Source organism: Duganella lactea (genome assembly GCF_009857505.1).
GTDB lineage: Bacteria > Pseudomonadota > Gammaproteobacteria > Burkholderiales > Burkholderiaceae_D > Rugamonas > Rugamonas lactea.
Map to the genome: position 1 here is coordinate 51037 of NZ_WWCP01000033.1, position 15382 is coordinate 66418.

Here is a 15382-nt window from a genome sequence, read left to right on the forward strand (position 1 = left end):
GTCCGGATTCCCTGCTTGCTCTATAATCTTGTATTGCTTGCGCAATTGCAATAGCGGCATCCCCTTGCCGCCCTTGCCCGCGCCCCCACATTCGGATTAATCCAACATTATTTGAAGAAGCCCACCATGACCACTGCCAAACACGCCCGCGTATTGATTCTCGGCTCCGGCCCAGCCGGCTACAGCGCCGCCATCTACGCCGCCCGCGCCAACCTCAAGCCGATGCTGGTGACCGGCGTCGAGCAAGGCGGCCAGCTGATGACCACCACCGACGTGGAAAACTGGCCGGCCGACCCGATGGGCGTGCAAGGTCCGGACCTGATGCAGCGCTTCCTGCAACACGCCGAACGCTTCAACACCGACATCGTGTTTGACCACATCCATACCGTCAAGTTGCAGGAAAAACCGATCCGCCTGATCGGCGACAGCCACGAATACACCTGCGACACGCTGATCATCGCCACCGGCGCCTCGGCGCAGTACCTGGGCCTGCCTTCGGAACAAGCGTTCATGGGCAAGGGCGTGTCGGCTTGCGCCACCTGCGACGGCTTCTTCTATCGCGGCCAGCAGGTGGCCGTGGTCGGCGGCGGCAACACCGCCGTCGAGGAAGCGCTGTACCTGTCCAACATCGCCACCAAAGTGACGCTGATCCACCGCCGCGACAAGTTCCGCGCCGAAGCGATCCTGATCGACCGTCTGAACGCCAAGATTGCCGAAGGCAAGATCGAGATCAAATACAATCACACGCTGCACGAAGTGGTGGGCGACGACGGCGGCGTGACCGGCGTCAAGCTGCAGTCGACCGAAACCGGCGCCGTCACCGACGTGGCCGTGCATGGCCTGTTCGTGGCGATCGGCCACAAGCCGAACACCAGCATCTTCGAAGGCCAGCTGGACATGCACAACGGCTACATCAAGACCAAAACCGGCACCGAGGGCATGGCCACCGCCACCAGCGTGCCGGGCGTGTTTGCCGCCGGCGACGTGCAGGACCACATCTATCGCCAGGCCATCACCAGCGCCGGCACCGGCTGCATGGCCGCGCTGGACGCCCAGCGCTACCTGGAAGCGCAGGAGTAAAGGCGATGAAAGACTTCGCCGACCTGAAATCGTTGAGCAAGCAGCTCAGGGAGCAGGCTGAGGCACGCGCCGCCGCCGAGGCGGAGCGCGCCAAACAGGTCAAAAAGCAGGCGGTGGAAGCCAATCTGTTCCAGAGTGCGCTGGGCAGCGTCAAGCGCCTGCCGGAGCAGAACCGCTACGTGCCGCCGGCGGTGCCGAAGTCGGTGGCCCCGGCCGCCGCGCCGGCCCGCAAGCTGACCCAGGCCGAGGATGACGCGGCGGTGCTGCGCGAGTCGCTGTCGGACCTGTTTGAAGTCGACCATTATCTGGAAGACGATCCGGCGCTGAATTACTCGGCGCCGGGCGTAGGGCCGGATGTGATGAAAAAGATGCGCAAGGGCCACTGGCCGGTACAGGACGAACTGGACCTGCACGGCATGAACCGCGACCAGGCGCGCGATGCGCTGGGCGCCTTCCTGACCAAGGCGCAGCAGCGCAATCACCGCTGCGTGTGCGTGATCCACGGCCGCGGCTTCGGCTCGCGCGGCCAGGAGCCGGTGCTGAAATCGATGGTGCACAGCTGGCTGGTGCAAAAAGGCGTGGTCGCCTTCTGCCAGGCGCGCAACCATGAAGGCGGCGAAGGCGCGTTAATCGTGCTGCTGCGCGCCGCCCTGCAACCGCAGCGCTACTAATCCCAGGCCGGTCGGCGCGTGGTTGTCGTTGTTGTCGTTGTTGTTTAACACAGGCGCAACCTTAATATGATGCAACAACTCTACCGGATACCGGACGGCCATGTTAACCTACGCACATTGCCACCCTGTCCATACGCGTAGATGAAGCACGTCCCGGTTCACGTCTCCCTGATTACCATCATCGAAATCATGGCAATCCTGGTCGGGGCGTTATCGGGGTTCGTCGAGGCGCGGCGCAAGCGCATGGACATCGTCGGCGTGTTCACGGTCGCCTTCATCGCCGCGTTCGGCGGCGGCACCTTGCGCGACATCCTGCTCGACAAGCGGCCGCTGTTCTGGGTCATGCACCAGGAATACGTGATCCTGATCTTCGTGCTGACGCTGGTCGCCACGCCGCTGATGAAAACGGTGCGACAGATTATTTCCGAACGGGTGATTGTGGTGGCCGACGCCATCGGCCTCGGGCTGTTCGCCGTGGCCGGCGTGGCGCAGGCACAGGCGGCGCACATGCCGATCTTCATCGCCTCGATGATGGGGGTGATCACCGGCATCTTCGGCGGCGTGCTGCGCGACATCGTCTGCAACGAAGTGCCGATGGTGCTGCGCGACGGCAAACCTTACGCCATCTGCGCCTTCTTCGGCACCTGGCTGTTCATCGGCCTGCAATACATCGATACCATTTCCGATGACGCGGCGCTGTGGATCAGCGCCGCGTTCATCGCGATCTTACGACTCGTGACCTGGAAGTTCGACCTGCACATCCGCAGTCACGATTAAGCTCAGAACGAGTACTGCGCCAACAGCGTGTAGCGCGGTCCGCTCATGAACACCTGACGGGTGAAGTTACCCGAGTGCTGTTCCATGATCTGACGCGTGTACGAGTTGGTCAGGTTGGTCCCCTCCAGGCCGACACGGAACTTGTCCGTGAAGTCATAGAAGATCGACGCGTCCACCTGGCCATACGGCGCCTGGTACAGCGGCAGACCATAGGCCTGGTCGTTGTTCGTCGTCGGAATCAGGAAGCGGTCCGCGCCGGAGGCAGGATTGGTGTTCAGACCGTTGTTTCCGCGGCTGCCCCATTGATTCACACCCAGCAGGTAACGCGAGCGCCAGTTGTACGCCAGACGCATCGACAGGCCGTTCTGTTCATACATCACCGCCAGATTGATCGTGTGACGCGACAGGCCCTGCAACGGCGTCTTGCCGAACGCGCGGGCGTCGGTGTCGCAGCCGTTGATGTTCAGGTTGAAGTTCGACGACGCATCGTTACCCGAGCACCAGGCGTTGAACACCGGGTCCTTCAGCGTGCGTTCGCTTTCCACGTAAGTCCAGCTGGCCTGGGTGCCGATGCCGCGCAGCCAGTCCGGCACGAAATCGTAGTACTGCTGGTGGGCGATCTCGAAACCGCGGGCGAAACCCTTGGCGCCGTTGACCGGGCCGGTCACCACGAAGGTCTGCGGCTTGCCGGTCACGTCCTGCGCCGTGTAGCCATAGTTCTTGGTGACGATGATGTCCTTGAGGTCCTTGTTGAACAGCGAGAATGTCAGCGAACCAGCCTTGGCGAAGTACCACTCGGCGGTCAGGTCGACGTTGGTCGACGTGGTCGGCTTGAGCAAAGGATTGCCGTCGCTGGTGCCGGTCAGGCTGGTGCCGTCGAAGCGCACGGCGGTGGTGTTGCCGGCCGCGTCGCGGGTGACGGTCTGCATGTGCTGCGCGTTGAGCGTGGTCTGCACCTGCAGCTGATTGAAGTCCGGCCGCGACATGGCCTTGGCCACGGCGAAGCGGAACTGCAGTTCCTGGCTGGCCTTCAGGCGCAGGTTCAGGCTCGGCAACCAGTTGTTGTAGGAATTCTCAAACGACTGCGATTGCGCGAACTGGCCGATGTTGATCAGCTTGTCCTGGCCCGTGGCGACGACGCCGGAGCCGACGGTCGGCAAGGACGGCGGCACGAACGCGACGTAACCGCTGCCGGCGCCTTTGGTGCGCACGTAGCGCACACCGATGTTGCCGTCGATCGGGTACTTCAGGTCATCCCAGCCGAAGCGCAGCTGCGTGTAGGCGGAGCGGGTCTTCTCGGTCTGCGTGTTGTTGGCGGCCGGGTCGTTGAAGGTGGCGGCCTTCCACGGATCGCAGGTCGAGCCTTTTTCGGCGCACAGGACGTCGTGGTAAGCGTGGATCTTGCTCCATTGGTCGGGGAAGCCGCGCACGGTGGCCTCGTCGGCGAACAGCATCGGCGGCAGGCTGTACTTGCCACCGAAGAAGTTGTCGATCTGCTGCAGCGACGCGCCGCCGGCGAAGCGCGGGTCGCTCAGGCGGGCGACGCCGTTGATCTGCCAGCCTTCCATCCACGGGAAGGTGATCGCCTGCCAGTTGTAGAACTTCTGCGCCTTGTGGTTGACGCCTTCGCGGTCGGCCATGCGGACGCCGAAGCGGATGTCGCGCAGCACCGGATCGTCGAACGAATACTTGACGTCGGATTTCCAGGCTTTCTGGGTGGCCTTGGCGCGGTCCAGCGCTTCCTGGGTATAGGCCCAGTAGTAGTTTTTCGGATCGGCCATGTAGGCCGCCGAGCCCAGGCCAATCTGCGGCACTTTGCCGGTCATGTCCATGGTCTGGTTCGGCAGGATGAAGCCGGTCGAGACGTCGGCGTCGAAGCCCTCGGTGGTCGAGCGCACATGCTGGAAGTCATTGGTCCAGGTCCAGTCCGGCGAGACGCGCCACTGAACGTTCAGCGAGATGTCGCGGGTGCCCGATTCGCGCGTGTTGATCCGCTGCGAGCTGTTGAACGGCGAACCGCCATAGGTCGGGTTCGAGATGGTGCCGCTCTGGAACGCGCCCTTGCTGTCGAACACCGAGTTGGCGCTGGCGACCTGCTGATACCACTTGTCCTCGGACGAGGCCACCACGTGCTCGTCCAGGTCTTCCTTGTACTTGGTCTTGAAGTAGGTCAGCGCGGCGGTCAGGTCCTTGTTCGGGCGCCACTGCAGGGCGGCGTAGTCGCCGCGGCGGGTGCGGTCGAATTCTTGCGAGCGATAACCGACGCCCAGCGGAATCCATTGCGTCTTGGCCGGGTCGTACTGGGCCGGGTTGGTGGAATTCACATGCGGGAAATACGGATCGACGCTGACGCCGTCCGAGCGGCTCGGGCTCTTCGCGTGGGCGAAGTCGACCAGCGCGCCGAACTCGCCGAAGTCGGTGTTCCAGCGGTTCGACAGCAGGATGGTGCCGGTCGGCGACGGCTTACCCTTGCGCAGCGTGGAATAGGATTCCGACACGCCCACCGTGCCCTTGAAGCCCTTGTAATCGAACGGCATGGCGGTGCGCAGATTGACCAGGCCGGCGACCGCGCCTTCGATCTGTTCCGCCGACGGATTCTTGTAGACATCGACGCCGGACATCAGTTCCGGCGCCACGTCGGCGAAGCCGAGCGAACGGCCGCCGCCGGCCGAGAACGCGTCGCGGCCGTTGATTTCCGAACGTACATAGGTCAGGCCGCGCACCGAGACGCCGGAGCCTTCGACCGATTGGCGGTTCGGGTCACCCGCCATGTTGCGGTCGATGGTGACGCCGGCGATCCGCTGCAGCACCTCGGTGACGGAGCGGTCGGGCAGCTTGCCGATGTCCTCGGCGACGATCGAATCGACGACCTCGTCCGAATCCTGCTTGAGTTTCTGCGCCGACTGCAGCGCGGCGCGCTGGCCGCTCACCACCACCACCGGGCCGGCGGTGCTGGTATCGGTGGTTTGCGCCCATGCCGGGCTGGTGTGCAGCACAACGATCTGTGCCACTGCGGCGGCTATCGCCGTTTTCTGTAATTTACTCAATTTGAATCTCCCCCTCGTCTAGGTGGTTTTTGTGTTTCACTAACGCTCCAGTGTTGCGTCCCGCTATAGATTTATAAATGCTCTTGGAAAGTTCATGCCTCCATCGTTTTTGTTATCAGATAACACCTGTCAGGCGCCCGCCTGGGTTGCGACGTAAGCGCCGTGATCCGGCATCCGCGCCACCGTCCGCGCGATCAGGTCGCGCAGTTCGGCGAAGTGGCCGTGCACCGCGCGCAGGTCGACGCGCTCCACCAGCGGGTCGTGGCGCTTCGGCACCGCGCCCAGACCCATCATCATCGCCACAAACGAGGGCTCGGCAAAGCCGCCGCGATCAACAATCGCCACACGACCGGTTTCGCGGAATAACTCGATCTGGTGGCGCAGCGTGTCCGGAATCGCCATGTGGGCGCAGTAGCGCCAGAATTCCGAATCGTCGCGTTTGGTCAGCTTGTAGTGCAGGATGATGAAATCGCGCACCGAGGCGTAGCGCAGGCCCATGACACGGTTGAATTCGTCAGCCAGCGCCGGGTTGCAATCGCGCTCCGGGAACAGTTCGAGCAGCTTGCCGACCGCCGTTTCGATCAGGTTGATGCTGGTCGATTCCAGCGGTTCGACGAAACCGGCCGCCAGGCCGATCGCCACCACGTTCTTGACCCAGCTCTGGCGCCGCCGCCCGGTGACGAAGCGCAACTGGCGTGGTTCGTCCAGCGCGGCGCCGTCGAGGCCATCCAGCAGCACGCGGCGCGCCTGCTCGTCGCTGGTGAAGCCGTCGCTGTACACGTGGCCGTTGCCGGTGCGGTGCTGCAGCGGGATACGCCAGAGCCAGCCGGCTTGCTTGGCGGTGGAGCGGGTATAGGGCGTCAGCTGCGCGACCGAGGCGCAGGGCACGGCCTGCGCGCTGTTGCACGGCAGGTAAGCGCTCCAGTCCTCGTAGCCCGCCTTCAGCGTGCCTTCGATCAGCAGCCCGCGGAAGCCCGAGCAATCGATGAACAAATCGCCTTCGACGCGGCGGCCGTCGGCCAGCTTGACGGCGGTGACGAAGCCGCTCTGCGGATGCTGCTCGACCTCGACGATCATGCCTTCGACGCGGCGCGCGCCGCGCGCCACGGCGTAGTCGCGCAGATACTGCGCGTACAGGCTGGCGTCGAAATGGAAACCGTAGGAATAGGCGTCGGTGACGCCCGGCGTTGCCGCACTCGGCGGGATGAACTTGCCATGGCGGGCCATGACCGAGGGCGCCGACCAGTGCTCCAGCTCTGGCATGTTGTTGAAGGCCCGCGCCAGGCGCAGCCAGTGCTGGTGCGCGTCGAAACCGGCCAGCGGCGGGCCGAAATCGCCGAAGGCGTGGAAGAAGCGGTTGCCGACGTGGCCCCAGTCCTTGAATTCAATGCCCAGCTTGAAGCTGGCCTGGGTCTTGCGGACAAAGTCGGCGCCATCCAGACCCAGCGCATCGTTATAGACGCGGATGGTCGGCAAGGTCGCCTCGCCGACGCCGATGGTGCCGATCTCCGGCGATTCCACCAGGGTGATGTCGCAGGGCTGGGTCGGGTGGCGCGCCAGACGCTGGGCCAGCGGCGCGGCGGTCATCCAGCCGGCCGTGCCGCCGCCGACGATGACGATCCTGCGGATCGCCGCGCCACGCATGTCATTGCTGCTCATGTCGTCCCCTGTCATGGTTTTTAGCGTGTCGGCTCAGTAGGGACTGGTCATGACAACGTTTTCAAACCAGGACGAATGAAGAGCGTTTTGCGCATATGCCCGGGATTTCCGGGCAAATGGGGTCACGGCCATAGCGATGGCCGCTGTGTGTCGCGTTGTCATTGGTGTCTCCCGTCTTTTATTTTTTTATCCGGCACTTGGTGCTCGGCAGTGCAAATTAACATTAATGCGAGCAACGAACAAATTTTTCTTTTATAAATGTCGCTGTTTAACCGCACCCGCAAAACACGGGATTCAAGGTTGCTTTTAGGCACTCCAAAAAAAATGCCGGCAACGCCGGCATTTTGCATCCCATGAAACTGGTTTTACACCGCGTCGGGGCCGGTTTCGCCGGTACGGATGCGGATCACCTGCTCGACGTTCTGCACGAAGATTTTGCCGTCGCCGATCTTGCCGGTGCGCGCGGCCTTGATGATGGCGTCCACCACTTGCTCGGCCACGCCGTCGTCGACCACCACTTCCACTTTGACTTTCGGCAGGAAGTCGACCACGTATTCGGCGCCGCGATACAGTTCGGTATGGCCCTTCTGGCGGCCAAAACCTTTCACCTCGGTGACGGTCAGACCGGTGACGTTGACCTCTGCCAGTGCTTCACGCACCTCGTCCAGCTTGAACGGCTTGATCACTGCGGTAATCTGTTTCATGACTTCTCCTTCTATCCAAATCGAAAATCCGGGCGCAGCTAACTGCATGCTTTGCTTCTATTGTAATCGACCAAAGCGCGCTGTCCATGCACATCAGCGTATTCTTTACTCTTGCACCGGAATGGCGCGCAGTTCCTCCATCCATACAACGCTTTGGGCATCGCTTGGTGCACGCCAGTCGCCGCGCGGCGACAGCGAGCCGCCGCTGCCCACCTTCGGTGCATTCGGCACGCAGCTGCGCTTGAACTGACTGGTGCGGAAGAAGCGGTCGAGGAAGATGCCCAGATTCTTCTTGATCGCCGCCAGGTCGTACTGATTGCGCGTGACATGATCGCCGTCCGGCCAGCGGCCCAGCTCCTTGTCGCGCCACGCCGTGTGCGACAGGAACGCCACCTTGGATGGATTGAAGCCGAAGCGCAGCACGTAGTACAAATTGAAGTCCTGCAGCTCGTAAGGGCCGATCGTGCTTTCGGTGCGCTGCTCCGGCTGCCCATCGGCCGTGCCCGGCACCAGCTCGGGGCTGATCTCGGTGGCGAGGATGTCCAGCAGCACCTGCGCGTCGTTGCGGCCGATCACGCCGGACTCGGCCACCCAGCGCACCAGGTGCGAGATCAGCGTCTTCGGCACGCTGGCGTTGACGTTGTAGTGCGACATGTGATCGCCGACGCCGTAGGTGCACCAGCCCAGCGCCAGCTCGCTCAGGTCGCCGGTGCCGATGACCAGGCCGCCCAGATGATTGGCCAGCCGGAACAGATGGTTGGTGCGCTCGCCGGCCTGGACGTTTTCAAACGTGATGTCGTATTGCGCCTGCCCTGCCGCATACGGATGGTTCAGGTCCTTCAGCATTTGCAGACAGCTGGGGCGGATGTCGATTTCCTGCGCCGTGCAGCCGACCAGCTTCATCAAGGCGTGCGCCTGCTTCAGCGTGCGCTCGCTGGTGGCGAAGCCTGGCATGGTGTAGGCCAGGATATTGGTGCGCGGCAGGTTCAGCTTGTCCATCACGCGCGCGCAGACCAGCAGCGCGTGGGTCGAGTCGAGGCCGCCGGAGACGCCGATCACCACTTTCTTCAGACCGCTGGTGGTCAGGCGCTGCGCCAGCGCCTGCACCTGGATGTGATAGACCTCGTTGCAGCGCTCGTCGCGGCGGCGCGCGTCGGCCGGCACATACGGGAAGCGCTCGACGCAGCGTTTCAGCGCCAGCGGCTGATCGCGTTCGATTTCCAGGTGGAAGAACACGGTGCGGAACTTGCCCACCTCCGCCGCGTGGCGCTGCACCGATTGCGCGAAGGTGTTCATGCGCATGCGCTCGCGCGACAGGCGTTCGAGGTCGATGTCGGCGAAGGTCAGCGTCGGCGCGTCGCTGAAGCGGCTGGCTTCGGCCAGCATCTCGCCGTTCTCGTAGATCACGCCCTGGCCGTCCCAGGCCATGTCGGTGCTCGATTCGCCGCCGCCGGCCGAGGTGTACAGGTAGGCGGCAATGCAACGCGCCGATTGCTGGCCCACCAGCTGGTTGCGGTAGTTGGCTTTGCCGACCAGCGCGTTCGAGGCCGACAGATTGACCAGCACCGTCGCCCCGGCCAGCGCCGCGAACGACGATGGCGGCACCGGCACCCACACGTCCTCGCAAATCTCGACGTGGAATTTGAACAGCGGCAGGTCGCCCACCTCGAACAGCAGGCCGGCGCCAAACTGCACGCGCTCGCCGAGCAGGTCGATTTCGGTCGCGGTGGCATAGTCGGCGCTGCTGAACTGGCGCGCCTCGTAAAACTCGCCATAGTTGGGCAGGTAGCTTTTCGGCACCACGCCCTGGACCTGGCCGTTGGCGATCACCACCGCGCAGTTGTACAGCTGATGCTCGACCCGCAGCGGCGCGCCGACCACGATGGCCATCTTCCATTGCAGCGAGGCGTCGAGGATGGCGGCCAGGCCGTCGAGCACGCCGTCCAGCAAGGCGCGCTGGTGGAACAGGTCGTCGCAGGTGTAGGCCGCCAGGCCCAGTTCGGGAAACGCCACCAGCGCCGCGCCCTGCGCCGCCGCTTGTTCAGCCAGCACCATGGTCTGGGCGGCGTTGTAGGCCGGATCGGCAATGCGGCACACCGGCGCGGCAATAGCGACGCGGGCGAAATCGTGGGTGTACAGATTGAAGAAATGATGGGCCATGTCCAGGTCTTCCGCGTTGGCAAAAGCGGATTATCGCACGGCCCAAGTCGGGCCGCAGCCCGCCGCGACGGATCTCAGCGGGAATCGGCGTAACCTGCCACAATGCTGGCTTCACTACGTTGGGGAATAAAGTTGTCCGCGCCTGAATTCACAATCGTTGACTCCCTCGCAGAGGTGGACCCGGCCGCATGGCAAGCGCTGGCCGGCGACAACCCCACGCTGAGCCACACCTTCCTCGAAGCGCTGCACGCCACCGGCTGCGCGTCCGCCGCGACCGGCTGGTCGCCGCGTTTCCTGCTGATGCATCGTGACGACACCTTGTGCGGCGCGCTGCCGCTCTACCTCAAGACCCACAGCCGCGGCGAATATGTGTTCGACCACAGCTGGGCCGACGCCTTCCACCGCCACGGCATCCCATACTATCCGAAACTGCTGTCCGCCGTCCCGTTCACGCCCGTCACCGGCAGCCGCTTGCTGGCGCTGACGCCGGCGGACCGTGCCCTGCTGGCGCGCGCGGCGTTGCAGGTGGCGCGTCAGCTGGAGACCTCGTCGCTGCACATCCTGTTCCCCGAGGAAGCGGACAAGCAGGCGCTGCAGGCCGAAGGCTATCTGCTGCGCGAAGGGGTGCAATTCCACTGGGAGAATCACGGCTACGCCGACCTCGACGCCTTCCTCGCCACCATGAAGATGGAGAAACGCAAGAAGCTGCGCCAGGACCGGCGCCGCGTGCGGGACACTGGCATCGATTTCACCCACCTGGCCGGCGCCGCCATCAGCGACGAGGCGCTGCGCTTTTTCTACAGCTGCTATGTGTCGACCTATGAAGCGCACTACTCCACGCCGTATCTGTCGCTGGCCTTCTTCCAGCGCCTGCTGGCCGACACCCCGGACAGCCTGATGATCGTGCTGGCGCACCGCGCCGGCACGCCGGTGGCGGCGGCGCTGAATCTGGTCGGCGGCAATGTGATGTATGGCCGCTACTGGGGCACGACCGAGTTTGTGTCCGGCCTGCATTTTGAAACCTGTTACGTGCAATCGATCGAATACTGTATCCGTCACGGCATCGACCGTTTTGAAGGCGGCGCGCAAGGCGTCCACAAGATGTCGCGCGGCCTGGTGCCAACGCCCACCTGGTCGGCCCACTGGATCGCCGATGCCCGCTTCGCCGACGCGATCGGCGATTTCCTGGAGCAGGAAACCGCCGCCATGAACGACTACATCGACGAATTGTCAGAGCATGTGCCGTTCAAGGACACTCAGAAATAATACCCGGCCTGGAGATTGATCCGGCGCGTGAGGCCGTCATGCTGGCTGGAGGTCGACGCCAGGCCGCCGCCATCCGGCGACAGATACGGATGGTGCTTGCCCCACATGAAGTCGACGTAGAACACCCATTTGCCGGATGAGAAACTCATGCCGCTGACGTTCTGCACCGAGTTTTTATAGCCGGCGACGCGTTTGCGCAGCACGCTGTAGTCGTTGTACAGCTTGAATCCGCTGAAGGGGCCCAGCTTGCCCGGCAGGTCGTAGCTGACATTGGCGATGTAGATATCGCCCTTGGCGGCGACCGGATAGGGGTAGCCGAAACCACCCAGCATGACGAAGCTGTTCGCGTCAAGCCCGCCATAGGTCTGGTCGTCGCGGTGGCTGGTTTTGTACTGGTAGCGCAGCGCTTCGAGCCCGACATTCCACGGTCCGGCGCCGCCCCGGTAGTGCACCGCCACGGCGTTGCGGCGGGTATCCCGGCGCTCGCTGCGGGTGTCGTTGCGGATGGCGCCCGTCAATGCGGAGAAGCCAACTTCGTTCCGTCCCTCGCTGTCGAGGTGCGCGGCGACGCGGCCGATCAGCGTATTGCGTTCATGGTCGCGCTGGCCGGTGCCGTAACCCTGCTGGTCATCATCGGGGACGATGTTGTACGAATAGCGATTGGCGGCGCTGGCGGTATTGCCGCCGCCGCCATACGAGCCGCCATCGCGCGGATAAAAGCCGACCTGCCACTCGACCGGCCCGGGCTTGCTGGCGTAGGTGAGGCCGAGGTCGTACTTGTCCTCAAAGCCGGTGTAGAAGGCGATCGATTCGTAGTAGTTGTTGGAGGCGAACGGCTGCAGGCCGAACATATTCCGGTCCAGCCCCACATGCAGCGTGCTCTTGTCGGCGAAGCGCATGCCCACCCAGCCGTGATGCAGGAAGTGCTGCCAGTAGTCGCCCTGCCCTTTCGGGAAGCGGTTGTAGCGGTATTGCGCCGAGCCGATCAGCGTGCCATCGTCGTAATTGACATCCAGGCGCGCGGTGTCCAGGCCAAAGAAGCCGTTCGGGTACGCGTCCTGCCAGCTCTTGTGGATGTAATTGAAGCGGATCGCACCACCGACGGTCAACGGCGAAGCCGCCGTGTCAGCCGTCTCCGCCGCAGCCGCGCCGCCAGACAACAGCAACAGGGCGGCCAGCGCTACGCCGCCATAACTTGCGTTCTTATCAGACATAAGCTCCTCGTACTGATTAGGGGGCATTATTTTAAGGCAAGCTGCCGATGGGCGGCGTCCGGTTGGCCACGACCTCGCCTGACAACAGCAACTTGCCCCTACAAAAATCTGGACAGCGCAGCGTTGTAAAAAAATCAGTCATCAGTCAACTGGGTGGAGATACATCAGGGAAACCCTTATGCGGTAGAATAGGGAAATACACATCATCCTGGCTTAAGTATGAATCCAGTTTTCTTCACAGCAATTTCCGTCGCGGCTATACTTTGGCCCCCTTGGAAAGTTTTCTAGGACGTGGCAAAACAGCATGAATACAGATTTCATCAAACAACGCAGTCGATTCCAATCCGCCACGATGAAGCGGCTCGACGTCAGCGACGAGGCGTACACCAACGTCACCAACATTCTGGCGAGCATCGCCAAACCCTTCCATGTACGCAAGGGCGAATACCTGCAACGCGCCGGCGTGCCGGCCACCCATGTGTACTGGCTGGCCAGCGGCGTGGCCCGCAGCGGCTTCTTCAACCGTGACGGCGTCGAAGTCACGCTGCGTTTCTACCGCGAAGGCGAATCGGCCACCACCCTCACCGACCTGATCAATGGCGAAAGCGGCATGCCGGCGGTGCAGTTCCTGATCGCCGAGACGCCGATCCACGGCTTCACGCTGGACTGGAAGCTGGCCTGCGAACTGCGCGCGCAAAACGAGGTGATGCAGCACTACCACCTGCATCTGGCCATGCACGGCCTGCAGACGCTGGCGCAGCGCGCCTACAACAGCGGCGAAACCTCGGCGCAGGAGCGGCTGGCGGCCTTCCGCGAAGAGTATCCGGGACTGGAAGCGCGCATTTCGCAGCGCGCCGTGGCGTCCTATCTGGGCATCACGCCGCAATACATGTCGCGGCTGCGGCGTGAAGCCGAAGCCAGCGCGGCGCAGGCGGCGGCGACCGTCGAGCAGGCCCGTCAGCGGGCATAAAAAAAAAGCCCCTTGCGGGGCTTCGATTATGCTTTCAGGTCTTTCTGGTAATTGGCGACGCCGGCCAGGATCTCTTCCTTGGCGGCCTCCGGGCCATGCCAGCCTTCGATCTTGACCCATTTGCCTTTTTCCAGGTCTTTGTAGTGCTCGAAGAAGTGCTGGATCTGGCGCAGGCGCAGTTCGTTCAGGTCTTCCGGCTTTTGCCAGTGGCTGTAGATCGACAGGACCTTGTCGACCGGCACGGCCAGCACCTTGGCGTCTTCACCGGCTTCGTCGGTCATTTTCAGCACGCCGATCGGGCGGCAGCGCACCACCACGCCAGGAATCAGCGGGAACGGCGTGATCACCAGCACATCGACCGGGTCGCCGTCGGCCGACAGCGTGTTCGGCACGTAGCCGTAGTTGCACGGATAGTGCATGGCGGTGCCCATGAAGCGGTCGACGAAGATCGCGCCCGATTCCTTGTCCACCTCATATTTGATCGGATCGGCGTTCATCGGGATTTCGATGATCACGTTGAAATCGTTCGGCACGTCTTTACCGGAAGACACTTTGTTCAAGCTCATGGATTTTCCTCTGTATCAGGGCTGTGTTTAACCGCAACATTATATCCAAGTCGCGGCGGCTTGTGCGGCGCAACACCCGTGAACATTTGTTATGATGGAAGCTCTCCTTATTCGGATAACGCATGATGATCTTCCGCCAACTGTTCGATGCCGCCTCCTCCACCTACACCTACCTGCTCGGCGACGGCGGCGAGGCGCTGCTGATCGATGCGGTGTACGAGCAAGTGCCGCGCGATCTGGCGCTGCTGCAGGAACTCGGATTGCGGCTGGTCGCCACGCTGGACACGCATGTGCACGCCGACCACGTCACCGGCGCCTGGCGCTTGCGCCAGCGGACCGGCAGCCGCATCGCCGTCTCGGCCGCCGCCGGCGCCAGCGAGGTGGACAACGCCTTGCGGCACGGCGACCGGATTCCCTTCGGCGGGCGCCACCTGACGGTACGGGCGACGCCGGGGCACACCAGCGGCTGCCTGACCTATGTGCTGGATGACGACAGCCTCGCCTTCACCGGCGACAGCCTGCTGATCCGCGGCTGCGGCCGCACCGACTTCCAGCAGGGCAGCCCGCAGCGGCTGTTCGCCTCGGTGCACGAGCAGATCCTCAGTTTGCCGGACGCGTGCCTGCTCTATCCGGGCCACGACTACCGCGGCATCACGGTGACCAGCGTGGCCGAGGAAAAACGCTACAACCCGCGACTGGGCGGCGACGTCGACGTTGGCGACTTCACCGGCCACATGAACAATCTGCACCTGCCGCATCCCAAGCTGATGGCGATCGCGGTGCCGGCCAACCTGCGCTGCGGCAAGCCGGACGGCGAAGCGCCGACCGACCTGCCAACGTGGGCGCCGCTGACCTTGCGTTTCAGCGGCGTGTGGGAAATCGAACCGATGGCGCTGCTGGAGCAGCAGGCGCAGGTGCAGATCGTCGATGTGCGCGAGGCGCCGGAATTCATCGACCAGCTGGGCCACCTGCACGGCGCCACGCTGGTGCCGCTGTCCGAGCTGACCGGGCGCATGGACGCGTTCGACAAAGAGCGGCCGATCGTCGCCGTCTGCCGTTCCGGCGTGCGTTCGGCGCAGGCCAGCGTCCTGCTGAGCAAAGCCGGCTTCAGCAAAGTGGCCAACCTGGCCGGCGGCATGCTGCGCTGGAAACTCGAAGGCTTGCCCGCCGAATCCGATTCTGTCTAAAAAACGGTGTCAGGTCTGACATTCGCACACGGCCTCAACTGCTCCGCAGTTGAGGCCGTGTGCGAATGTCAGACCTGACAC

Annotated in this window: 12 protein-coding genes; 6 read left to right on the forward strand and 6 right to left on the reverse strand. The window is 63.3% G+C overall.

The genetic code is table 11. The annotated features are described in order from the left end of the window. Positions 1-126: 126 nt before the first annotated feature. The 3 genes from trxB to GTP44_RS21375 all read left to right on the forward strand — a co-directional run bounded on the left by trxB (position 127) and on the right by GTP44_RS21375 (position 2528). On the forward strand, positions 127-1080 hold the full coding sequence (gene trxB, locus GTP44_RS21365; RefSeq protein WP_161020992.1) for a thioredoxin-disulfide reductase: 954 nt from the start codon (positions 127-129) through the stop codon (positions 1078-1080). 5 nt (positions 1081-1085) lie between these two features. Continuing rightward, positions 1086-1751 carry a Smr/MutS family protein gene (locus GTP44_RS21370; protein ID WP_161020993.1) on the forward strand — a complete coding sequence of 222 codons (666 nt, stop codon included), beginning with the start codon at positions 1086-1088 and terminating at the stop codon, positions 1749-1751. 141 nt (positions 1752-1892) lie between these two features. After that, on the forward strand, positions 1893-2528 hold the full coding sequence (locus GTP44_RS21375) for a trimeric intracellular cation channel family protein (protein ID WP_160992713.1): 636 nt from the start codon (positions 1893-1895) through the stop codon (positions 2526-2528). Between the two features lie 2 nt (positions 2529-2530). Here the strand turns inward: GTP44_RS21375 and GTP44_RS21380 are convergent, their stop codons facing one another. From GTP44_RS21380 to GTP44_RS21395, 4 genes are all read right to left on the reverse strand, one after another. Beyond that, on the reverse strand, positions 2531-5539 hold the full coding sequence (locus GTP44_RS21380; protein WP_371867288.1) for a TonB-dependent receptor: 3009 nt from the start codon (positions 5537-5539) through the stop codon (positions 2531-2533). Between the two features lie 165 nt (positions 5540-5704). Then, complete coding sequence (locus tag GTP44_RS21385; RefSeq protein WP_229257018.1) at positions 5705-7234, reverse strand: tryptophan halogenase family protein; 1530 nt, start codon at positions 7232-7234, stop codon at positions 5705-5707. A gap of 365 nt (positions 7235-7599) precedes the next feature. Then, positions 7600-7938 (reverse strand): P-II family nitrogen regulator, encoded by a 339-nt coding sequence (locus GTP44_RS21390; protein ID WP_019922031.1) that lies wholly within the window; start codon positions 7936-7938, stop codon positions 7600-7602. Between the two features lie 105 nt (positions 7939-8043). Then, on the reverse strand, positions 8044-10098 hold the full coding sequence (locus tag GTP44_RS21395; protein WP_161020995.1) for an NAD(+) synthase: 2055 nt from the start codon (positions 10096-10098) through the stop codon (positions 8044-8046). A 132-nt stretch (positions 10099-10230) separates the two neighbouring features. Here GTP44_RS21395 and GTP44_RS21400 point away from each other — a divergent pair, with 132 nt between their 5' ends. Further along, the gene (locus GTP44_RS21400) at positions 10231-11364 is read left to right on the forward strand and encodes a GNAT family N-acetyltransferase (protein WP_229257019.1); all 1134 of its coding nucleotides are present in this window, start codon (positions 10231-10233) and stop codon (positions 11362-11364) included. Here GTP44_RS21400 and GTP44_RS21405 read toward each other — a convergent pair. Beyond that, positions 11355-12578 (reverse strand): hypothetical protein, encoded by a 1224-nt coding sequence (locus GTP44_RS21405; protein ID WP_161020997.1) that lies wholly within the window; start codon positions 12576-12578, stop codon positions 11355-11357. The genes GTP44_RS21400 and GTP44_RS21405 overlap by 10 nt on opposite strands. 304 nt (positions 12579-12882) lie before the next feature. Between GTP44_RS21405 and GTP44_RS21410 the strand changes: the two genes are divergently transcribed. Further along, positions 12883-13548 (forward strand): Crp/Fnr family transcriptional regulator, encoded by a 666-nt coding sequence (locus GTP44_RS21410; protein WP_229256653.1) that lies wholly within the window; start codon positions 12883-12885, stop codon positions 13546-13548. A gap of 26 nt (positions 13549-13574) precedes the next feature. Here GTP44_RS21410 and ppa read toward each other — a convergent pair whose 3' ends face one another. After that, complete coding sequence (gene ppa / locus GTP44_RS21415) at positions 13575-14114, reverse strand: inorganic diphosphatase (protein WP_160992708.1); 540 nt, start codon at positions 14112-14114, stop codon at positions 13575-13577. Between the two features lie 125 nt (positions 14115-14239). Between ppa and GTP44_RS21420 the strand changes: the two genes are divergently transcribed. After that, positions 14240-15301, forward strand: coding sequence for an MBL fold metallo-hydrolase (locus GTP44_RS21420; protein ID WP_161021006.1), 1062 nt, complete (start codon positions 14240-14242; stop codon positions 15299-15301). The last annotated feature ends 81 nt before the right edge of the window (positions 15302-15382 follow it).